Source organism: Blastomonas sp. SL216 (genome assembly GCA_026625625.1).
GTDB lineage: Bacteria > Pseudomonadota > Alphaproteobacteria > Sphingomonadales > Sphingomonadaceae > Blastomonas.
This window is the reverse complement of the sequence record CP113055.1, coordinates 2,271,634-2,293,429: the sequence shown is the minus strand read 5'-3', so window position 1 is coordinate 2,293,429 and position 21,796 is coordinate 2,271,634. Positions and strand designations below refer to the sequence as shown.

General features: G+C 63.8%; 15 protein-coding genes. 10 read left to right on the top strand and 5 right to left on the bottom strand.

Annotation, left to right across the window (positions count from 1 at the left end):
• Positions 1-6: 6 nt before the first annotated feature.
• Both OU999_10800 and OU999_10795 read right to left on the bottom strand, forming a co-directional pair.
• Positions 7-468: a PilZ domain-containing protein gene (locus tag OU999_10800; GenBank protein WAC22249.1), complete on the bottom strand. Its 462-nt coding sequence runs from the start codon at positions 466-468 to the stop codon at positions 7-9.
• A gap of 71 nt (positions 469-539) precedes the next feature.
• A complete protein-coding gene (locus OU999_10795; GenBank protein ID WAC22248.1) occupies positions 540-851 on the bottom strand; it encodes a winged helix DNA-binding protein in 312 nt (103 codons plus the stop codon).
• A gap of 506 nt (positions 852-1,357) precedes the next feature.
• Here OU999_10795 and OU999_10790 point away from each other — a divergent pair.
• A complete protein-coding gene (locus OU999_10790; protein ID WAC22247.1) occupies positions 1,358-2,245 on the top strand; it encodes a CoA ester lyase in 888 nt (295 codons plus the stop codon).
• Positions 2,246-2,344: 99 nt separating this feature from the next.
• The gene (gene clpB / locus OU999_10785) at positions 2,345-4,924 is read left to right on the top strand and encodes an ATP-dependent chaperone ClpB (protein WAC22246.1); all 2,580 of its coding nucleotides are present in this window, start codon (positions 2,345-2,347) and stop codon (positions 4,922-4,924) included.
• 132 nt (positions 4,925-5,056) lie between these two features.
• On the opposite strand, the gene OU999_10780 is transcribed toward clpB, so the two are convergent.
• Positions 5,057-6,184 (bottom strand): DUF2891 domain-containing protein, encoded by a 1,128-nt coding sequence (locus tag OU999_10780; protein WAC22245.1) that lies wholly within the window; start codon positions 6,182-6,184, stop codon positions 5,057-5,059.
• A 155-nt stretch (positions 6,185-6,339) separates the two neighbouring features.
• On the opposite strand from OU999_10780, the gene OU999_10775 reads away from it, so the two are divergent.
• The 5 genes from OU999_10775 (at position 6,340) to OU999_10755 (ending at position 11,930) form a co-directional block, all read left to right on the top strand.
• On the top strand, positions 6,340-7,767 hold the full coding sequence (locus OU999_10775; GenBank protein ID WAC22244.1) for a circularly permuted type 2 ATP-grasp protein: 1,428 nt from the start codon (positions 6,340-6,342) through the stop codon (positions 7,765-7,767).
• A gap of 31 nt (positions 7,768-7,798) precedes the next feature.
• Positions 7,799-8,740, top strand: coding sequence for an alpha-E domain-containing protein (locus OU999_10770; protein WAC22243.1), 942 nt, complete (start codon positions 7,799-7,801; stop codon positions 8,738-8,740).
• Positions 8,741-8,778: 38 nt separating this feature from the next.
• Positions 8,779-9,594 carry a transglutaminase family protein gene (locus OU999_10765; GenBank protein ID WAC22242.1) on the top strand — a complete coding sequence of 272 codons (816 nt, stop codon included), beginning with the start codon at positions 8,779-8,781 and terminating at the stop codon, positions 9,592-9,594.
• Positions 9,595-9,753: 159 nt separating this feature from the next.
• On the top strand, positions 9,754-10,485 hold the full coding sequence (locus tag OU999_10760; protein ID WAC22241.1) for a proteasome-type protease: 732 nt from the start codon (positions 9,754-9,756) through the stop codon (positions 10,483-10,485).
• A 41-nt stretch (positions 10,486-10,526) separates the two neighbouring features.
• Positions 10,527-11,930, top strand: a complete 1,404-nt coding sequence (locus OU999_10755) for a sorbosone dehydrogenase family protein (protein ID WAC22240.1) — start codon at positions 10,527-10,529, stop codon at positions 11,928-11,930.
• 237 nt (positions 11,931-12,167) lie between these two features.
• Here OU999_10755 and OU999_10750 read toward each other — a convergent pair whose 3' ends face one another.
• Both OU999_10750 and OU999_10745 read right to left on the bottom strand, forming a co-directional pair.
• Positions 12,168-14,366 carry a M13 family metallopeptidase gene (locus tag OU999_10750; GenBank protein WAC25409.1) on the bottom strand — a complete coding sequence of 733 codons (2,199 nt, stop codon included), beginning with the start codon at positions 14,364-14,366 and terminating at the stop codon, positions 12,168-12,170.
• Between the two features lie 161 nt (positions 14,367-14,527).
• Entirely contained in the window at positions 14,528-16,213 is a 1,686-nt protein-coding gene (locus tag OU999_10745) for an alkaline phosphatase D family protein (GenBank protein WAC22239.1), read from the bottom strand.
• 208 nt (positions 16,214-16,421) lie between these two features.
• On the opposite strand from OU999_10745, the gene OU999_10740 reads away from it, so the two are divergent.
• The 3 genes from OU999_10740 (at position 16,422) to OU999_10730 (ending at position 21,606) form a co-directional block, all read left to right on the top strand.
• Entirely contained in the window at positions 16,422-16,832 is a 411-nt protein-coding gene (locus tag OU999_10740; GenBank protein WAC22238.1) for a tetratricopeptide repeat protein, read from the top strand.
• 428 nt (positions 16,833-17,260) lie between these two features.
• Entirely contained in the window at positions 17,261-18,811 is a 1,551-nt protein-coding gene (locus OU999_10735) for a hypothetical protein (protein WAC22237.1), read from the top strand.
• Between the two features lie 77 nt (positions 18,812-18,888).
• On the top strand, positions 18,889-21,606 hold the full coding sequence (locus OU999_10730) for a TonB-dependent receptor (GenBank protein ID WAC22236.1): 2,718 nt from the start codon (positions 18,889-18,891) through the stop codon (positions 21,604-21,606).
• Positions 21,607-21,796 lie beyond the last annotated feature (190 nt).

Below are 21,796 nucleotides of genomic sequence, written 5' to 3'. Positions count from 1 at the left end.
CGCAGGTCACTTGTCGCGGCGCGCCAGCGAGATGGTGGGGCGATAGGTGCTCTTCATCGGCTTGAAGCGGGTGAAGACATGGTTCTCCAGCGGCTTGTTGACCTCGCTGTCCCACTTGCCGTTGTTGAACGAGAGATTCTCGACCTCTTTGGTGTCGATCCGCAAGTCGGTGGTCAGGCGCGCGCCGAACTGGCCATTGCGGACCCAGCGCACTTCGGCCTCGAACCGGCCCAGTCCCGGCCGGTCGATCTCGACAATGTCGCCCGGCATGAGCAGGGCAGCGCAGCGTCCGCCGATGCCACCGCTGGAAATGTCGCGGATCACGCCATCGGCACTACCAAAGCGGCGGTGAAACACCGTGACCTTCATCAGCCGATGCACGCGTGGCTCACGCACCGGCAGAGGTGCGCCACTGTCTTGCCCGGCAAAGCCGGAGGATTCGGTAAGGCCTTTGCGTCCAAATGACATAGCGGGTGCGTCCTTTAGAGCACCGCGCTAGCAAACAACCCTTAAATCGAGGTAAAATCTCGGCGTAGAGGTCAGACCAGATCGAAGCGATCCAGATACTGTTCGAACTGCGCCTCGCCCAGCGGGGTCAGCGTCACCCGTGTACGGCGACGGTCGGACCGATCCGCCACCATATCGGCATAGCCTTTTTCGCGCAGCTGATGGATCAGCCGCAGTGCCGTGCTTTCGGGGGCGTCGCTCATCAGGCACAGGTCGCTCATCGACAGCTGGTTGCCGTTGCGCTTTGCCGCGAGCAGCGCGACGAGCATGTCCCATAGCGGGTTGCGCAGCTTCAGTTCGGGAAAGCAGCTGCTCCGCAGGCGGGCGGCCTGCTGTTCGCGCATGATCAAACGGGTTCTCCGATCACCCTCGACCGTGCCCGAACGGGCGGGGTCAGGATGTGCGCCGTCCGTCCGGATGGGGCGATGCCATGCGGTCGTCGGACGGGGGCTGGTGTCTCTTGCTAACGATTTCACGTGCATGTCCCTGTTACTGTTCACGCGCCCGCTGGCCTGTTCTCCTGCTGCCCTTGCGATCGCGATGATCGAAGGCAGCGGCGGCCCTGTCGGGACACTTCTTGCAGTATCTTCAATCGCTTACCACCCCGGTTTTTGGGGGATGAAGCCGGATTTGGGGTAATTTCTTGTTCCATTTCGGATGAATTCGGGATTATCCGCCGTCAGTGGGCTGCGATCTGCGCCCTCGGTTCTTGTCCGCCATCCGGCAGCTTTCCGCCATTTTTGGGGTTTTTCAGCGCCCCACCCGCGCAGAATTGCGCTTGCAGCGCGGCGCGGTAAATGCGCACAAGGCTTTACAAAATCATCCCATTTCCAGGAGCGGGCGCCGAGCGATGACGATCATGACACAGCTTCCCATGCGGTCCTGGCTGTTTGCGCCGGGCGACAGCGAGAAGAAGATGGCCAAGGCGGCCGACAGCGCCGCCGATATCGCGCTGTTCGATCTGGAGGATGCGGTGGCCGCAGAGAACAAGCCCGCCGCGCGTCAGCTGGTCCGCACCATGCTGGAAAGCCGCGACGAGGGACGGTCGCGTCTGTGGGTGCGGGTGAACCCGCTCGATGGAGCCTGGACGCTGGAGGATCTGGCTGCCGTGATGCCGGCGCGGCCGGGCGGCATCATGCTGCCCAAGGCCAATGGGCGGCAGGATGTCGAACTGCTCGATCACTATCTTTCCGCGCTGGAGGTGGCGAACGGGATCGAGCGGGGCTCGACGCCAGTCATCGCGCTGGTCACCGAGACGGCCGAATCGATGTTTCATACCGGCAGCTACAAGGGTGCGGCCCGGCTGGTGGCGATGAGCTGGGGCGCGGAGGATCTGGCCGATTCGATCGGCGCGGCCAGCAACCGCAACCCGGACGGAAGCTATGGCTTTACCTATGAACTGGCGCGCAGCCTGTGCCTGCTGGGCGCGGCAAGCGCAGGGGTGGCGGCGATCGAGACCATCCAGGCCGATTTCCGCGACCTCGAGGGGCTGAAGGCGCGCGCGGAAAAGGTACGCCGCGATGGCTTTGCCGGAATGCTGGCGATCCACCCGGCGCAGGTCGATGTCATCAACGCGGCCTTCACCCCAGGCGATGAAGAACTGGCCGAGGCGCAGGCGATCGTCGACCTGTTCGCGGCCCATCCGGGAGTTGGCACGATCGGTTACAAGGGCGGCATGCTCGACCGCCCGCATCTGTCGCGTGCGCAGCAGCTGCTGGCGCGCGCGGGCAGGGGCTGAGCCAGGCGCGCTTCAAATTCTGCCGGCGCCTCCCCTTGCGTTGCAAAGATGCAACACTATGTCTCTGGGGCAAGGGCTAGATAGGGTGGAGAAACTCCCATGAACCTCGAAAAATTTACTGACCGCGCCAAGGGCTTCCTGCAATCGGCGCAGACCGTTGCCATCCGCATGAGCCATCAGCGGATCAGCCCCGAACATATCCTGAAGGCCCTGCTTGAGGACTCCGAAGGCATGGCCGCCGGTCTGATCGCGCGCGCCGGTGGCCAGGCCCCGCTCGCGGTGCAGGAAGTCGATGCGCTGCTCGCCAAGGTCCCCGCCGTTTCGGGTGGCGGGGCGCAGCAGACGCCGGGCCTCGACAATGACGCCGTGCGGCTGCTCGACAGCGCCGAACAGGTCGCCAGCAAGGCGGGTGACAGCTTTGTCACCGTCGAGCGGCTGCTGCTTGCCATTGCGCTCGCCAAGGGCACCAAGGCCGGCGATGTGCTGGCCAAGGCCGGTGTGACGCCCGAGGCGCTCAACACCGCGATCAACGATCTGCGCGGCGGCCGCGCGGCCAATTCGGCGAGCGCCGAGGAAAGCTATGAAGCGATGAAGAAATACGCGCGCGACCTGACGGCCGTGGCGCGCGAGGGCAAGCTCGATCCCGTGATCGGCCGCGACGAGGAGATCCGCCGCACGGTGCAGATCCTGGCGCGCCGGACCAAGAACAATCCGGTGCTGATCGGCGAACCCGGCGTCGGCAAGACCGCCATAGCCGAAGGGCTTGCGCTGCGCATCGCCAATGGCGACGTGCCCGACAGCCTCAAGGACCGCCGCCTGATGGCGCTCGACATGGGCGCGCTGATCGCGGGTGCAAAATATCGCGGCGAGTTCGAGGAGCGGCTCAAGGCGGTGCTTGACGAGGTCAAGGGCGCCGAGGGCGAGATCATCCTGTTCATCGACGAGATGCACACTTTGGTGGGCGCGGGCAAGGGCGAGGGCGCGATGGACGCCTCCAACCTGCTCAAGCCCGCATTGGCACGCGGCGAGCTGCACTGCATCGGTGCGACCACGCTCGATGAATATCAGAAGCATGTCGAAAAGGACCCCGCGCTGCAGCGGCGGTTCCAGCCGGTGTTCGTCGGCGAGCCCAATGTCGAGGACACGATCTCGATCCTGCGCGGGCTCAAGGAAAAATACGAACTGCACCATGGCGTGCGGATCACCGACAATGCGCTGGTGGCGGCGGCGACGCTCTCCAACCGGTACATCTCGGACCGCTTCCTGCCGGACAAGGCGATCGACCTGATGGACGAGGCCGCGAGCCGCATCCGGATGGAGGTGGAGAGCAAGCCCGAGGAAATCGAGGCGCTCGACCGCAAGATCATCCAGCTCAAGATCGAGGCATCGGCGCTGAGCAAGGAAAGCGATGCCGCGTCCAGGGACCGGCTGGTGACGCTGCAAAAGGATCTGGCCGAGCTCGAGCAGAAATCGGCAGAGCTGACCACGCGCTGGCAGGGCGAGAAGGACAAGATCAACGCCGAGGCGAAGCTCAAGGAAGAGCTCGACGCGCTGCGCATCGAGCTCGACCAGGCACAGCGCAACGGCGATCTCGCGCGTGCGGGCGAGCTGTCCTACGGCCGCATCCCCGAGCTGGAACGCAAGCTGGCGGAAGCGGCGACCTTCACCGAAGGCGCGATGCTGCGCGAGGAAGTGACCGAGGACGATATCGCCGCTGTGGTCAGCAAATGGACCGGCATTCCGATGGAGCGGATGCTCGCCGGAGAGCGCGAGAAGCTGCTGAACATGGAAGAGCGCATCGGCAAGCGCGTCATCGGCCAGCAGGCCGCGGTCGAAGCCGTCGCCAAGGCGGTGCGCCGCTCGCGCGCGGGTCTGCAGGACCCCAACCGTCCGCTCGGCAGCTTCCTGTTCCTGGGCCCCACGGGCGTCGGCAAGACCGAGCTGACGCGCGCACTGGCGGGTTTCCTGTTCGATGACGACAACGCGATGGTGCGCATCGACATGAGCGAGTTCATGGAAAAGCACGCGGTCGCGCGGCTGATCGGCGCGCCTCCGGGCTATGTCGGCTATGAGGAAGGCGGCGTGCTGACCGAGGCGGTGCGGCGCAGGCCCTATCAGGTCGTGCTGTTCGACGAGGTCGAAAAGGCGCATCCTGATGTGTTCAACGTGCTGCTGCAGGTGCTCGACGATGGCCGCCTGACCGATGGTCAGGGCCGCACGGTCGATTTCTCGAACACGCTGATCATCCTGACGTCGAACCTGGGCAGCCAGTATCTGGCCGGCATGACCGAGGACCAGAAGGTCAAGGATGTCGAGCCGCAGGTGATGGAAGTGGTGCGCGGGCATTTCCGCCCCGAATTCCTCAATCGGCTGGACGAGATCATCCTGTTCCACCGGCTGGGCGAAGAGCATATGGCGCCGATCGTCGACATCCAGGTCGGCCGCGTCGCCCGGTTGCTCAAGGATCGCAAGATCACCATCGACCTGTCGGACAGCGCCAAGAAGTGGCTGGGCCGGGTCGGCTATGACCCGGTCTATGGCGCAAGGCCGCTCAAGCGGGCGATCCAGCGCTATCTGCAGGATGCGCTGGCGGACAAGCTGCTGCGCGGCGAGATTCCCGATGGCTCGACGGTCAAGGTCGAGGACGGCGATGGCCAGCTAGTGCTGACGGTGGAGTGATAGGCCTATCCCCTCCCGCCTGCGGGAGGGGTGCCCGCAGGGCGGGGTGGGGCTACGCTTGATCGTGGTCGATCCCACCCCGGCTCAGCAGGCTGAGCCTGCCCCTCCCCAAGGGGAGGGGAGAAGGGTGCTTCAGCTCCCGCCGATCCCACGCTTCGTCGTGAGATAGGTCGCGAAGCTGCCCAGCCAGTGGCTGCCTTCGTAATTCTTGTCGCTCACCGCCTTGAGGCCGCTGTCTGCATGCAGCTTCGCAGTTGCGAGCAACGCGGGGATGCGCGGATCATCGCTCGGCAGCGCGCTCGCGATCCCCTCCATCGCCCAGGCGCGCGAGAGGTTGACGCCATCCAGATGCACCAGCTTGCCGTCGGTGGGGTCGCGCACCTCGCCGGGCTTGAGCCAGCCGGTCGAGCCATCCGCCGGGATCTCCGGCAGGAACTTGCCCAGCCAGGCAGCATAATCCGCTTGCGGCATCACGCGGCGCATCAGATCGGCTTCCATCAGGCAGGGCGAGAGGAAATCCTCGCCCGAAGGTTCATAGGCGAGCGGGCAGTTCACATCGGCACGGTGGAATTCCAGCGCCTTGTCTGCCAGCTGCTTTTCGAACGCCGCATTGCCGGTGCGGCGGGCATAATCGAGCATCAGGCCAAAGGCGAACGCGCTCTGGTTGTGCGTGCCCAGCCGGATCGGATAGGCGAGCTTGGGCAGCCAGGCCTGGGTTTCGGCAACGATCTTCTCCTCCAGCGGACGGAGCGTCTCGCGCCAGGCCTTCAGCTTGGGATCGTCGCTTTCATCGAGCTCGGCGACCAGCTGCAGCAACCAGGCGGTGCCATAAGGCCGCTCGAACCCCTTGCGGCCTTCACCCTCGATATATTTCAGCTCGGCGGCGATATTCTCTTTCGTGAAGCTGCGGTCGAGCGCTGCCAGGATCGCGGGTTTCATCGGCGATTGCGGGTCGGTCTTCAGGATGCGCGCCAGCAGCCAATGGCCGTGCACCGAGCTGTGCCAGTCGAAACAGCCATAGAATGCGGGCGTCAGTTCGCTCGGTGGCCGGGCGTCGCCGGCATCGTTGAGCACATGCGAAATCTTGTTGGGATATTCCTTGTGCACGCAGGTCAGCGCCAGCCGCGCGAAGCGATCGTTCACCGCGTCGGGCCGCGCCTCCGGAATGACGACCGCCTCCTGGCTATCGCTCGCCTCGGGTGCGCCGCAGCCGGTCACCAGCATGGCACCGCACAGCGCCAACCCCATCCAATTTTTCAAAGTCTTGTCCCTTCGCTCGGTTTCGCGGCGAATACACACCAGAAGCCGGGGCATGACAAGGATCGCGGCGCGTGAAATCACCGGAAAGGAGTGCCCGCATGCAACCGCATTTCCTGTCTTGCGGCAGTGCACAATAGCTGTCACATCTTATGTCAATGACAGGGGATAAACCGCACTTTGACGAGATGCTGCTGCCCGATGGTTCGGTGCGCGCGCCCTATAACGAATTTTGCGAATGGTACGGCGCACAGGATGCGTCGCGTCTGCGCACCAAGGCGCGCGATGCGGAGAATTTCTTCCGCCGCACCGGCATCACCTTTGCCGTCTATGGCGAAGAGGAGGCGAGCGAGCGTCTGATCCCGTTCGACATCGTGCCGCGCATCATTTCGGGGCGCGAATGGGCGCGATTGAGCCGCGGCATCGAGCAGCGGGTCCGCGCGATCAACGCCTTTCTGCACGATATCTACCACCGGCAGGAAATCCTGCGCGCGGGCCGCATCCCGGTCGAGCTGATCGCGAAGAACGAAGCTTTTCTGCCACAGATGATCGGCATGGATCCGCCTGGCGGCATCTACACGCACATCATCGGCGTCGATATCGTGCGCACCGGGCCCGACCAGTTCTATGTGCTGGAGGACAATGCGCGGACACCCTCGGGCGTGTCGTACATGCTCGAAAATCGTGAGACGATGCTGCACATGTTCCCCGAGCTGTTCCGCAACGTGCGCGTGCGCGAGGTGTCCGATTATCCGCGCAAGCTGCGCCGTTCGCTCGCCGCCAGTGCGCCGCGCGCCTGCAACGGCCCGCCCGAGATCGCGGTGCTGACGCCCGGCATCCACAACAGCGCCTATTTCGAGCACAGCTTTCTGGCCGACCAGATGGGGGCGGAGCTCGTCGAAGGGCATGATCTCCGCGTCGTCGACGGCCGGGTCGCGATGCGCACGACGCAGGGCTATCGCCCGATCGATGTGCTCTATCGCCGCGTCGATGACGATTTTCTCGATCCGCTGACCTTCCGTCCGGATTCGGCACTGGGCGTGCCGGGCATCATGGATGTCTATCGCGCGGGCGGCATCACCATTGCCAATGCGCCGGGCACCGGCATTTCCGACGACAAGGCGATCTACAGCTACATGCCCGAGATCGTCGAATTCTATACCGGCGAGAAGGCGATCCTCGAAAACGTGCCGACCTGGCGATGCTCCGAGGCCGATTCGCTGGCGTACGTAATGGAGCATCTGCACGAGCTGGTGGTGAAGGAAGTCCACGGCTCTGGCGGCTATGGCATGCTGGTCGGCCCGGCGGCGAGCCGCAAGGAGATTGCCGCGTTCCGCCAGAAGCTGAAGGCGCGGCCCGGCAACTATATCGCGCAGCCGACCCTGTCGCTGTCGACCGTGCCGATCATGACCCGCCAGGGCCTGGCCCCGCGCCATGTCGACCTGCGCCCGTTCGTGCTCGTCTCGCCCAATGGCATCGATATCACCCCCGGCGGCCTGACCCGCGTGGCGCTGAAGAAAGGGTCGCTGGTGGTCAATTCCAGCCAGGGTGGCGGCACCAAGGACAGCTGGGTGCTGGACGAATGAGCGCCGCTGCGATGATTGAGGGAGGGCGCTGATGCTGGGCAAGACCGCAGGCGGCCTGTTCTGGATGCAGCGCTATCTGGAGCGCAGCGAGAATATCGCGCGGCTGGTGGACGCCGGTTTCCGCATCGCGCTCACCCGATCAGAGGCGGCAGAGGATGAATGGGCATCGGTTCTGACCACCGCCGGGGTGCGCCAGGCCTATTCGCAGCGCTACGACAAGGTCGATGGATCGAGCGTCATCAACTTCCTGCTGCGCGACAAAACCAACCCGTCGAGCGTGCTGTCGGTGATCGAAGGCGCGCGCAACAATGCCCGGCTGGTCCGCACCGCGCTGACCCGCGAGGTGTGGGAGGCGACCAACGAATGCTGGATGACGCTCAAAGAGGCGCTGCGCACGCAGATCTCGGATAACGAGCTGCCCGATGTGCTGAGCCTGATCCGCCAGCAAAGCGCCCAGGTGCGCGGCGCGCAGAGCGGCACGATGATGCGCAACGACATCTATTTCTTCGCGCAGCTCGGCACCTTTGTGGAACGTGCGGACAGCACCGCGCGAATCCTGGACGTCAAATATTACGTGCTGCTGCCATCGCTGTCCTATGTCGGATCCAGCCTCGACAATGTTCAGTGGGAAACGATCCTGCGCTCGGTCTCGGCCTATCGGGCGTTCCGCTGGCTGAACCCGGGTGAGACGAACCCGCGCAACATCGCGCAGTTCATGATCCTCGATCAGGTGATGCCGCGATCGCTTTCGTTCTGCGCCAGCCGCATGGCGAGCGCGCTGGAGGCCATCGCGCGCGAATATGGTGGGGCAGGGGAAAGCCTGGCGCTGGCCTCGGCACTCAGCCAGGAGCTCGCCAGTACCAATATCGACATGGTCGTCGACAACGGCCTGCACCAGTTCATCCAGGATTTCATCAAGCGCAACAACACGATCTCGGCGCGGATCGAGCAGGAATTCCGCTTCTACCATTAAGCGGGCTGCGGGCAGGATTTAGAGGTTACGGGTCACTCATGCGGCTGCACATCGTCCACCGGACAAGCTATCATTACGACACGCCCATGCCTTATGCGCTGCAGCGGCTGCGCATGATCCCCAAGGATTCGCACGGGCAGAAGGTCGTCCGCTGGAAGACCAATGTCGAAGGCGGGACCAAGCAGGTCGAATATTACGACCACCACAACAACCATGTCGAGCTGTTCAGCTTCGATCCCGACCAGCACGAGATCGTCATCCAGTGCGAGGGCGAGGTCGAGACCAGCGATCATGCCGGCATGGTCGGCCAGCATATCGGCTCTGCCCCGTTATGGTATTTCCGCCGCGAGACGCCGTTCACGCGCTCCGGCCCGTCGATCCGCAAGCTGCTGCGCCAGTTCGAGGATCCCGGCAACGGCCAGGGCGATGCGCCGCGGCTGCACGCCTTGTCCGCTCTGGTGCGCGGCGCGGTGGCCTATCAGGTCGGGCAGACCGGCGTCACCACCACGGCGGAAGAGGCGCTGAATGCCGGGCATGGCGTGTGCCAGGATCATGCGCATCTGTTCATCACGCTCGCGCGGATGCTGGGCTATCCGGCGCGTTATGTCAGCGGCTATCTGCTGATGAACGACCGGATCGACCAGGATGCAGGCCATGGCTGGGCCGAGGTGCATGCCGACGGCCTGGGCTGGGTCGGCTTCGACGTGTCGAACGGCTATTCACCCGATGAGCGCTATGTCCGCGTCGCCACAGGGCTCGACTATCGCGAGGCCGCGCCGATCGCGGGGATCACGTTCGGCCGCGGGACCGAGGCGATGACCGTCAGCCTGCAGGTGCAGCAGGTTCAGCAATAGGATTTCCATACTGACCGCAATCGTCACTCCCGCGTTCGCAGGACTGGCTAAGCAGCGGCGCGATCGATCCGACTTTTCCACAACGGCCATTGCCGCTTGACCGATTGTTGCGCATCGCGCCTTATACGCGCCATGCGAATGAAGGGGGAGGACGCACCTATGACATATTGCGTCGGGATGCGCCTGGACAAGGGGCTGGTGTTCATGTCGGACACCCGGACGAACTCGGGTGTCGACAATATCAGCACGTTCAAGAAGATGTTCACCTGGGAAAAGCCGGGCGACCGCTACATCACGGTGATGACGGCGGGCAATCTCGCCACCACCCAGGGCGTGATCAGCGTGCTCGAGGAGCGCACCAAGGCCCCTCACGAGCGCAAGCCTTCGATCATGGAAGCGCCCACGATGTTTCAGGTGGCGCGGATCGTGGGCGAAACGCTGCGCGACGAGATCGCCCGCACGCGTGCCATTGCGGGGGAAACCGCCTCTTCCACCTTCAGCGCCTCGATCATCGTCGGCGGTCAGATTGCGGGCATGGACCCCAAATTGTTCATGATCTACCCCGAGGGGAATTTCATCGAGGCGGGCGACGACACGCCGTTCTTCCAGATCGGCGAGACCAAATACGGCCGCCCGATCCTGGTGCGCGCCTATGACCGCGACATGTCGTTTCACGATGCCATCAAGCTGCTGATGGTGTCGTTCGATTCGACGATCAAGGCGAACCTCTCGGTCGCGCTGCCGCTCGATCTGCAGATCTATGCCGCCAACAGCTTTGCCGGGCGCAACCGCCGCATCCACGCGAGCGACCCCTATTACAACCTGATCGCCGACCAGTGGAGCGATGCGCTGAAAAGCGCTTTTCAGTCGCTGCCGGATTATACCGGGTGATGCCGCTTGCGCGGGGTGGTGGTGCGCCCTAATTTGAGCGCATGAACACAAAAACGCGCAACATCCTCATTTTTCTGGGCCTGACCACTGCGGTGGTCGCTGGCGGCGGCTGGTATTTCCTCAGCGGCGATACCGCCAAGCTCCACATTGCCGAGGTCAGCGGCCCGTCGCCGGTCATCGGTGCGCCGCGCAAGGAGACGTTCCCGACGATCAATGTCGCCGACGTCAAGGTCTGGGGCGCGGGCGAAGCACCCGAGGCAGCCAAGGGCCTGACAGTGGCGCGCTTTGCCGAGGGGCTCGACCATCCCCGATCGATGCTGGTGCTGCCCAATGGCGATGTGCTGGTCGCCGAAACCAACAGCCCCCCGCGCGAGAACAAGGGCGTCGAGGGCATGGTCATGCGGCTGCTGATGAACAAGGCTGGCGCAGGCGTGCCGTCTGCCAACCGCATCTCGCTGCTGCGCGACAGCGATGGCGACGGCAAGGCCGAGAGCAAGACCCCGTTCCTCGAAAGGCTGAACTCGCCTTATGGCATGGTGCTCATCGGTGACACGCTGTACGTCGCCAATACCGATGCCGTGATGGCTTTTCCCTATTCCGCAGGCCAGACCAAGATCACCGCCAAGGGCCGCAAGGTGCTGAGCCTGCCCTCGCAAAAGCCCAACAACCACTGGACGCGCAATCTCATCGCCAATGCCGATGGCACCAAGCTGTTTGTCGCGATCGGTTCGGCCTCCAATGTCGCCGAAAAGGGGCTGGAGGTTGAGAAGGGCCGCGCGCGGATCATCGAGCTCGATCTCAAGACCGGCAAGAAGCGCGACTTTGCGGTCGGCCTGCGCAACCCCGTCGGCATGGCGTGGGAGCCCAATTCCGACGCGCTGTGGACCGTCGTCAACGAACGCGACATGCTGGGGTCTGACCTGGTGCCCGATTACCTGACCAAGGTCGAGGCGGGCATGCATTTCGGCTGGCCGTGGAATTACTGGGGCGGCTATGAGGATTTCCGTGTCGAGCCGCGCCGTCCTGAACTGCGCGAATATACCCGCCGCCCCGATTATGCGCTTGGCACCCATGTCGCGCCGCTGGGGCTGACGTTTGCCAGCAAGGCGGCACTGGGCGGCGGCTTCGCCAATGGCGCGTTCGTCGCGCTGCACGGATCGTGGAACCGTAAGCCCGCCGCCGGCTATCAGGTAGTGTTCGTGCCGTTCGGCAATGACGGCCGCCCCGCCGTCACCCGCGATGCCAAGCGCAAGGTCACCGGCGGACTGCCGGTCAATGTGCTGACCGGCTTCCTGGCCAAGGATGGTTCGGCCAAGGGCCGCCCGGCCGATGTGACCATCGACAGCAAGGGCGCGCTGCTCGTCACCGACGATGTCGCGGGCATCGTCTGGCGGGTGACCAACCCGCAGATCAAGGCCAAGCCCGTCCAGACGGCGATGCGCTGAACACGGACCGCAATTGTTGCTCTGGAAGCCCTCCCCCTTGATGGGGAAGGGTTGGGTGGGGGTGATCGCGTCGGATTAAGCATCCATCAGCGGTCGACCCCGTTCGCATAACCGCACCCTCACCCCCACCGCTGCGACATAGGCTGCAAGCAGCCAAGTCTCCGCAGCCTCCCCCATCAAGGGGGAGGGGATCGTCCGGATACCCCCTCCCGCAGGCGGGAGGGGGAGGTGCAATATTTACCAGATGCGGATGCGCTGTTCCGGCGGCAGGTAGAGCGCGTCGCCCGGCTTCACGTTGAACGCCTTGTACCATTCGTCGAAATTGCGGACGGTGCCGTTGGCGCGATAGTTGGGCGGCGAGTGCGGATCGGTGTTGAGCTGCTGGCGCAGATACTCGTCGCGCGACTTGTTCCGCCACACCTGCGCCCAGGCCATGAAGAAGCGCTGGTCGCCGGTCAGCCCGTCGATCACCTTGTCTTCCTTGCCATTGAGGTGGATCTTGTAGGCGCGATAGGCCATCGAAAGACCGCCGACATCGCCGATATTCTCACCCAGGGTGAGCGCGCCGTTGACGCAGGTCTTGCCGTCGTCGAGCGGGCACAACGCGCTGTACTGGGCGACGAGCGCGCTGGTCAGCTTCTTGAAATTGGCCTGGTCCTCGGGCGTCCACCAGTCGCGCAGCACGCCATCGCCGTCGGACTTGGAACCCTGGTCGTCAAAGCCATGGCCCATTTCGTGCCCGATCACGCCACCGATCGCGCCATAGTTCACCGCCGGGTCGGCCGACAGGTTGAAGAACGGCGGCTGGAGGATCGCGGCCGGGAAGACGATCTCGTTGCGCGGCGGCGAATAATAGGCGTTCACCGTCTGCGGCAGCATGAACCATTCGGTCTTGTCGATCGGCTTGCCCAGCTTCGAGAGGTTGTCGCGATAGGCCCAGGTCCCTGCCGCGATCGCATTGTCCAGCGCCTTGCCGGGGGTGATGGTCAGCGTGTCATAGGTTTCGAACTTTTCGGTATAGCCGATCTTGGGGGTGAACTTGGCGAGCTTCTCGCGCGCCTCAACCTTGGTCGCCTCGCCCATCCACTTGATATCGGTCAGGTTTGCGGCCATCGCCTTGCGCAGATTGCCGACCAGCTCGTCCATCGCAGCCTTGTTTTCCGCCGGGAAATAGCGGTCCGCATAGATCTTGCCGACGATCTCGCCCATCGATCCCTCGACCGCGGCCACGCCACGCTGCCAGCGCTCGCGCTGCTTCTGCTGGCCGCCGAGCACGGTGCCATAGAAAGCGAAATTGGCAGCATCGATGTCCGACGGCAGCACGCTGGCCGCGCCGGAGAGGAAGCCGGCGGCGAGCCAGGCCTGCCAGGCTTCGATCGGCGCGGTATTGGCCAGCTTGAACAGGCCGGTAATGCCGCTGCCCAGCTTGGCCGCCTGTTCGGGCGTCAGCTTTTCGGCGGCAAGCTCGTCCGCTGTCGGGGTGAGCTGGCGCACGACAAAGTCCTGCTCGCCATCGACGCCGACGGTCTTGATGAAGGTTTCGACCGGGAAGCCATTGCCCAGCGCGATCATCTCGGCCTTGGTCAGCTTGTTATAGGTCAGGTTGCGGTTGCGGCCGACGGCGCGGTCCCAATGTTCGGTGGCGATCGCCTTTTCCAGGTCATAGACCATCTGCGCCGCCTTGGCCGGATCGGCATAGCCCGCCTTGCCCAGGAGGAAGGTCAGATACTGCATATAGGCAGCACGGACCTTCAGGTTCGCTTCGCTGTCGACCAGATAATAATCGCGGTCGGGCATGCCCAGACCCGCCTGGGTCACCTGGAAGATGTACTTGTCGGTCTGCTTGGAATCGATGTCGACAAAGCCGGCAACCGGGCTGCGGAAGCCCGGCGTGCCGAACAGCCTGGCCAGGTCTTCACGCGTCTTCACCGCCTTGATCTTGTCGAGATAGGGCTGGGCAGGGGCGAGGCCCGCAGCATCGATCGCGGCCGTGTCCAGATAGGCGTTGTAGAACGCGGCGACCTTGCCTGCGCCGGTGTTGATCGCGGGCTTGGTGGCGGCCAGCTCGTCGATGATCTTGCGCACGCGCTGCTCGGACTTTTCGGCGAGCAGGGTGAAGGCGCCATAGCGCGATCGGTCTGCCGGAATCGCGAAGCTGTCGAGCCACTTGCCGTTGACATAGGCGTAGAAATCATCGCCAGGCTTGACGGCAGGGTTCATCAGCGAGGTATCGACGCCCCAGCTGCCCCAATAATCGCGCGCGGTCGTGGTGACGCCCTCGGCATCGGTGGTGCCGCCGGTGGCGGTGTCGCCAGCGGCTTCGGCTTCGATCAGCAGATCGATCTCGCCAGCCTGGGCATCAGGCTCGTTGGCCTGGGCCGGTGCGCTGGCCAGCGCAATGAGCGCCGCCGAAGCGAACAGGAAATTCTTGACCATCATAGCTCCCCGTAAGTGTCTGAAGGCCCGGAAATACGGGCAATCGCCATCGGCCCGCATGACTGCGGACGGCGATGATGGTTGCAAGCGTAATCAGGCTATCGGGGGGCTGCAAAGCTTTTCGGCAGGTGACCGTTCGCCGTCGACAAACGGCAGCGCGATCAGGCCTGTGTGGCGGCGTCCGACGGGCTCCAGCGCGACCAGCCGGGCTCTGCCAGCACCTTGCGGCCGGGCAGCACGCTGCGGCTTTCGGTTCCGGCCAGGTCGAGCGAATGCTCCCGAATGGTGCGCATCGCATGCCAGTTGGCGGTCGCGCGCTCCTGCGTCAGATTGACCGTCATATAGCCGCGACTGCTGGTATCGGCCCATTTGAGCTGCGGATTGCCGCGAATCAGCGCGCCTGCGACATCCTTGGGCGATACGGTCGGCGCGTAGGTTTCGAACCCCGGCGAGCTGACCGAATGGCCCGCAAACTCGACGCCCGCCGGCTTGCCATCGGCGGCCAGATCAAAGCCCCAGCCATTGTGGCTGTCACCCGACAGCACGACCAGATCGGCATCGGCGGCCTGGGCCGACTTGAGCAGTGCCTCGCGCTGCACCGGATAGCCATCCCACGCGTCCATGTTGAACGGCAGCCCTGCCTTGCTCGCGGCGAGACCGGCGGCCGAACGGGTGCGGACGATCTCGGGCGCATCCTTGGGCACCCATTGCGCGGTTTCGACCGGCAGCTTGAGCGATCCCATCACGCATTGCTGCGCCCAGACTTGCCAGCGCGTGCCGGCCTTTTTCGATGCCTTGAACTGCTCGCCCAGCCAGCGTGCCTGATCGTCGCCGAACATTTGGCGGCTGGGGTCCATCCAGGTCTCGTCGCGGAACTTGGCCAGTGCCTTGGCGATGTCGCCGCCGCCGGCAAAGGCTTCGGCCAGCTCGGCGGGCTTGTCGCGGCCGGACAGTCGGCTTTCGGTGCGAATGATGGTGGCGAGATTGCCGATCTGATAGCTCGTCCACAGCGCATCGGCGGGCGCAAGGTCAGCCACCGGCATCCACTCGCGATAGACCTGTTCGGCGATGCGGCGGCGGGTGGCGTAGTCGCCTTCGGTTGCATCCTGATGGTTCTGCGCGCCGCCCTTCCAGGCATCATTGGCAATCTCGTGATCGTCCCACATCGCGATCATCGGCACGCTCTGGTGCAGCCGCTGCAGATCGGGGTCGAGCCGGTAGCTGGCATAGCGCAGGCGATAATCGGCGAGCGTGACCATCTCGTGATCGGGCTGGACCAGACGTCCGGGCAGCGCCTGGCCGCGCGTCGGATACACGTCAGGCCCATATTCATAGATATAGTCGCCCAGGTGCAGCGCGAGGTCGATATCGTTGCGCGCTGCGGCATGGCCATAGGCGTTGAACCAGCCAAAGGGCAGGTTGGAGCAGGAAAAGACGCCCAGGTTGAACGCGCCGGTTTCGCCCTTGGGCAGGGTGCGAGTGCGACCGACCGGCGACATGCTGCCGTCCTCCGCCACGAAACGATAGAAATACCAGCTGCCCGGCTTCAGGCCGCGCACCGTGATCTTGGCGATATGGTCGCGCGTGCCGCTGGCGGTGACCGACCCGCCACCGGTGACCTTGGCAAAATCGGGGGTGGGCGAAAGCTCTGCGGTGAGGCGTGCGTCATTGTCCGCGACATAGCGGGTCCACAGCAGCACCGAATCGGCCGAAGGCTCACCACTGGCCACGCCATGGGTAAATCCGCGACCGGCGAACAGCGCCCTGGCCGCGCCGGGCAGCGACAGTGCCGCGAGGCCGAAGGTTCCGGCCTTGATCAGCAGCCTGCGATCGATCGTCATGGTCATGGGGGTGCCCCTCTCCGCTTTGTGTTTGCGCGCATCGGACAGCGCGGGGGCCTTTTGGTCAAGGGACATTGCGGGCGTGTGACAAACCGCCTGATCCACAAAATTACAGAAATATGACATTCAGGCGTATTTTATGTGACATTCGTATTGCTACAGCTGTCACATAAGCGTAGCATTCCTCTCGTCACAGACAGAAAGGAATGCTGACATGAACACCAAAGTTATCACATTCGCGGCCCTGGCCGCCCTCGGTATGGCTGCTCCGGCGATTGCCCAGCCTGTGCAGACCCGGGTGGCGGCGAACGAAATCGGCTATGAGACGGGCGCGCTGGGTTATGCCGCGCTGCTCAAGGGCAATTATCCGGTCGCGCTCGAACAGATGCAGGCGGCTGAGCAACAGGTTTCTCCGGCCGCCCGCCGCGATCCCGCACGGTTGATCAACATGGGTCTGGCCTATGCCAAGATGGGCGATCTCGCCATGGCCCGCAGCCATTACCAGGCTGCGATCAGCGCCGAGCGTTCGTTCGATGTCATCCTGTCCGACGGACGGGTGATGGACAGCCGCGTCGCTGCACGCCATGCGCTGCGCCGCCTCGATCAGGGCTATGCCAGCCGCTGATCCTCCTTCATCCCGAAAGGGTTAACGCTATCGACCCGGCCGGATCATCATCCGGCCGGGTTTTGTTTTGCCGGTCATGCCGTGTTGCACAATAGTCACGTGCGACGCCCATAGTGTCGATAATCGGGACAGGGCGATGAACCCGGCAATTGTTTGCAAGGCCATTCCGCCAGCATCGCCGCGCCATCAGAGTCACGCGAATCCAAGGGTTTTGGGCTGGCCTGCCCGGCCTTGTCGCACAATGTTCACATAAGACTCCAAAGAGTCACATTCCTGTCTCTCCACTGTCATTGAAATGGCCCCGCAGGGTCATCATGCCTGCCTATCTGCCGCCCCGAACGGTGTTCCAGGGGGTGGAATCAGCTCATCTCCGCTCGTTCCTCAAAAGGCTGGCAGCGCCCGCTGTCCTGATTTGCGGAGATTCCAAGATGCTTAATGCACGTGTTCGTTCGGTCCTGATGGTTTCGGTGGCCGCCCTTGCGGTGTCGGCCTGCGGCGCAGATGACGTTGCCTCGCCCGGCGAAGGCACCATCGTCGTTCCGGCCCCGGCGCCCGCGCCTGCTCCGGCCCCCACGCCGACCCCGACCCCGACCCCCACGCCGACCGGACCTGCAGCTGATTGCCCCAACGGCACCGCCAATGTCGGCACCATCACCACCGGTTCGGGCGCTGTCGCTCGCAACTGCCAGCTGTCGGGCACCATCACCACCAACCTGGTGATCCCGCGCCGCGCCGGTACCATCTATTCGCTCTCGGGCCGCGTTCAGGTCGGCATCGATGTCGGCCCCACCGCCAGCACCGGTACCGCCGCCATCCTGACGATCGAGCCGGGCGTGACCTTCTTCGGTTCGTCGGGCGCCGACTTCCTGCTGGTCAACCGCGGCTCGCAGCTGTTCGCCGAAGGCACCGCTGACCGTCCGATCATCTTCACCGCACGCGACAACGTGGTGGGCACTGCCACTGCCAACTCCAAGGGCCTGTGGGGCGGCGTCGTCATCCTCGGCCGCGCACCGCTGTCCGACTGCGCCACCGGTTCGCCGACCAACCCCGGCGGCACCCGCACCGACTGTTCGGGCGTCGTCGAAGGCACCAACGCCAATTATGGCGGTGCCGTGCCGACCGACAATAGCGGCCGCATCGCCTTCTTCCAGGTCCGCTATTCGGGCTTTGAAGTTCAGCCGGGCAACGAACTGAACGGCATCACCCTGGCAGGCGTGGGCTCTGGCACCTTCTTCCAGAACGTCCAGGTCTATAACAGCTCGGATGATGGCATCGAATGGTTCGGCGGACGCGTCAATGGCCGCAACCTGGTCGGCCTGGGCAATGACGACGACACCTTCGACATGGATCTGGGCTACAAGGGCTTCAACCAGTTCCTGCTCGGCATCCAGACTGCCAGCGCCAACCACGTGATCGAAGGCGATTCGAACGGCAACGAACAGGCCGAGCCGCGCACCGCCTGGTCGATGTCGAACGCCACCTTCGTGTCGACCCAGACCACGGCTGATGAAGCCGATATCCTGCTGCGCGGCGGCATGGACTTTGCCGCGTTCAACAGCGTCATCACCGGTCCCGGCTGGTGTCTCGACGTCGACTCGGCTGTCACCATGCAGGCCACCGGCACCGCCGGTGCCGGCGATGAAGCTGGTCCGCCGCGCTTTGAATCGGTGTTCCTGAGCTGCCCCAACGCCTTTACCGACGATGGCAACGTGACCGTTGCCTCGATCCAGGCGCTGTTCACCGCTGGTTCGAACAACACCATCAACGGCACCTCGACGCTGTCGGGCATCTTCATCAACGGCGCGAACGAGACGGCGCGTCCGGTGTTCAACGTGACCGCGATCAACAGCTTCTACACTGCCGTCACCTATATCGGTGCGGTGCGCGATGCGGCTGACACGCGCTTCCAGGGTTGGACCTGCGGTCTCTACAGCACGACCCCGGCCTGCACGGCAGCACCGAGCATTCCGACCACCTGATTGCAGACCGCTGACCGGTTGCGGGGCGGCGGCGAACACACGCCGCCGCCCCCTTTTTTGAATTACTGGAGGGACATATGGCGAAGTTCACGCCGCTTTCATTCGCTGCATTGCTGATGGTCAGCTCGGCGCTGGTTTCGCCGGCCGCCTTTGCGCAGGAGGCTCCCGCGCCGCAGGCCGAGACGCCGGCTGCCGATGCGCCCGCCGAAGAGGCACCTGCCGAGGGGGATATCGAGATTTCCGGCCCCGGTGCCGGTGGCAACAGTGAAATCGTGGTGCGTGGCCGCTTCATTCCCAACCCGATCAAGGCGACCCCTGAAGTCGTGTCGGTGCTGAGCGAGGCGGACATCGCCCGCACCGCCGATGGCGACATTGCCGGATCGCTCCAGCGCGTCACCGGCCTCAGCGTCGTGGGCGGCCGTTTCGTGTTCGTGCGCGGCCTGGGCGAACGCTATTCGCTCGCGCTGATGAACGGATCACCGCTGACCTCGCCCGATCCGCTGCGCCGTACGGTGCCGCTCGACATCTTCCCCACCAGCGTCATCGCCTCGACCACCATCCAGAAGAGCTATTCGGTGGATTATCCGGGTGAATTCGGCGGTGGTGCCATCAACCTCACCACCAAGTCGGTCCCGCGCGATCCCTTCTTCAAGATCGAGTTCAGCACCGGCGGCGACACGATCACCACGGGCGAGGTGGGTTATACCTATTTCGGATCGTCGACCGACTTTACCGGCTTCGACAACGGCGCGCGGACCCTGCCGCGCAACCTGCGCGACGCATTTGCTTCCGGCAACCCGATCGCTGCGGGCGCGAACTTTACCGCAGCGCAGGTGCGTGACCTGACGGCGAGCCTCGCCAATGCCAACACCTCGCTGATCCAGCGCAACAACAACATTCCGGTGAATTTCTCCGGCCAGATCAGCGGCGCGACCAGCTTCCTGGTGGGTGATGTCAATATCGGCATCGTTGGCGCAGCCGGCATCAACAATACCTGGCGTACGCGCGGCGGCGTGCAGCAGATTTCGCAGGGCATCGTGCCGGTGAACGGCGTCAATACGCTGCTGCCCGATATCGACTTCGACTATCTGACCACCGAAAACCGCATCGTCGTCAACGGCCTGTTCGGCGTCACCGCCGATGTGGGCGAACACAAGTTCAAATGGACCAACGTGTTCATCCGCGACACGGTGAAGGACGCATCGATCCGCGAGGGTATCGATGCCCGCGTCACCGATACCCGGCTGATCAACCGCAGCCGTACCACCTGGTTCGAGCGGCAGCTGATGAACACGCAGTTTGTCGGCGAGATGAAGTTTGACGCGTTCCGCCTCAACTTCCGTGGCAGCTATGCTAATTCGCAGCGCGAAGCGCCGTATGAGCGGACCTTCGATTACACCTTCAATGCCGTCGCCAATGACTTCGTCAACGATCTGCAGTCTGCCGGTGAAGGCGCGCGCATCGCGTTCAGCGACCTGGACGACAATGTCTATGGCGCGAACGTCGATCTGGCCTACGAAACCGATATCGGCGTGCCGATCACGTTCACGGCGGGCTATGCCTATTACAAGAACGACCGTACCTCGGTCCGCCGCGACTTCCGCTTCCTCAGCGGCCAGGGCCCGCTGCCCTTTGCCGTGTCGCAGCAGCGGCCCGACTTCCTGCTGTCGGATTTCAACGTCTACACGTTCGATGTCCGTCTGGTCGAAACCTCGGGCACCAACGGTGCCGCAGCCTATGACGCGGGCCTGGAGGTGCAGGCCGGTTATCTGCAGTTCGAAGCCGAACTGGCCGACAGCCTGAGGCTGCAGGCGGGTGTTCGCTACGAGGATGGCGACCAGTTCGTGGCCCCGATCGACCTGTTCGGCCTGGGCAGCGCCAATCTGGTGCCGACCAACATCAAGAAGGACGACTGGCTGCCGGCGGCGACGCTGACCTGGAACCTGGCGGAAAACATGCAGCTGCGCTTTGCTGCGTCGAAGACCATCGCCCGCCCGCAGTTCCGCGAGCTGGCACCGCAGCAATATCTCGATCTCGAGTTCGACCGCACCTTCTTCGGCAACCCGTTCCTCAAGAACAGCCGCCTGATCAACCTTGAAACCCGTTTCGAATGGTATTTCGAGCGTGACCAGCGCTTCACCGCCGCGATCTTCTACAAGGACATCAAGGACCCGATCGAAAATCTCGGCTTCCGTCAGGGCGACAACTTCTTCACCACCTTTGCCAACGCCCCGACCGCGACGCTGTACGGTGCGGAAATCGAGCTGGTGAAATATTTCGACCTGATCGACCTGGGCGGTACGTTCTTCGAAGAGCGTCGCATGCTGCTGGCTGGCAACTATACCTACACCAATTCGGACGTGAAGGTCACCGCGCAGGACCAGATCGCCGACCCGCTGAGCGGCGCAATGGTCGCCGCTTCGACGATCTTCCGCACCGGTGGCTTTGCGCTGACCGGCCAGTCGGATCATATCGCCAACGTGCAGTTCGGCATGGAAAGCACCGGCGAGCGGTTGTCGCAGCAGACCATCCTGCTGTCGTGGAACAGCAACCGCGTCACCAATCGCGGTCCTGCAGGCCAGCCCGATTTCGTCGAGTTTACCGGCCCGCGTCTCGACTTCGTGTGGCGTGAGGGATTCAAGCTGTTCAACAAGACGGGCGAACTCAAGTTCGAGGCGCGCAACCTGCTGAGCACCGATTATGTCGAGTTCCAGCGGCTCAACACGTCGGTGATCCGCAACAATGCCTATGAGATCGGCCGGGCCTTCTCGATCAGCGCTTCGCTCGAATTCTGATCATCCGACCATCCTTTTGAAACGTCCGGAAAAGGGGGCCTGCATCGTGCTGGTCCCCTTTTCTGCGTCCGGGTTGCAGGCGCGAGCGGCAATTCCTTCAAATATCTGTCACAAACTGGTAATCCAACCGTCATGACCTGCGCCTAGCAGCGTCCATGGGCCATGGGGATCGGCCCGTAGCGGGGAGTGA

Bases quoted from the DNA above. Each gene is read 5' to 3' on its own strand.
- OU999_10770 (WAC22243.1), top strand. From the start codon at position 7,799: ATGCTGGGCAAGACCGCAGGCGGCCTGTTCTGGATGCAGCGCTATCTG.
- clpB (WAC22246.1), top strand. From the start codon at position 2,345: ATGAACCTCGAAAAATTTACTGACCGCGCCAAGGGCTTCCTGCAATCG.
- OU999_10730 (WAC22236.1), top strand. From the start codon at position 18,889: ATGGCGAAGTTCACGCCGCTTTCATTCGCTGCATTGCTGATGGTCAGC.
- OU999_10755 (WAC22240.1), top strand. From the start codon at position 10,527: ATGAACACAAAAACGCGCAACATCCTCATTTTTCTGGGCCTGACCACT.
- OU999_10795 (WAC22248.1), bottom strand. From the start codon at position 851: ATGCGCGAACAGCAGGCCGCCCGCCTGCGGAGCAGCTGCTTTCCCGAA.
- OU999_10765 (WAC22242.1), top strand. From the start codon at position 8,779: ATGCGGCTGCACATCGTCCACCGGACAAGCTATCATTACGACACGCCC.
- OU999_10790 (WAC22247.1), top strand. From the start codon at position 1,358: ATGACGATCATGACACAGCTTCCCATGCGGTCCTGGCTGTTTGCGCCG.
- OU999_10760 (WAC22241.1), top strand. From the start codon at position 9,754: ATGACATATTGCGTCGGGATGCGCCTGGACAAGGGGCTGGTGTTCATG.
- OU999_10750 (WAC25409.1), bottom strand. From the start codon at position 14,366: ATGGTCAAGAATTTCCTGTTCGCTTCGGCGGCGCTCATTGCGCTGGCC.
- OU999_10745 (WAC22239.1), bottom strand. From the start codon at position 16,213: ATGACCATGACGATCGATCGCAGGCTGCTGATCAAGGCCGGAACCTTC.
- OU999_10775 (WAC22244.1), top strand. From the start codon at position 6,340: ATGACAGGGGATAAACCGCACTTTGACGAGATGCTGCTGCCCGATGGT.
- OU999_10740 (WAC22238.1), top strand. From the start codon at position 16,422: ATGAACACCAAAGTTATCACATTCGCGGCCCTGGCCGCCCTCGGTATG.
- OU999_10800 (WAC22249.1), bottom strand. From the start codon at position 468: ATGTCATTTGGACGCAAAGGCCTTACCGAATCCTCCGGCTTTGCCGGG.
- OU999_10735 (WAC22237.1), top strand. From the start codon at position 17,261: ATGCTTAATGCACGTGTTCGTTCGGTCCTGATGGTTTCGGTGGCCGCC.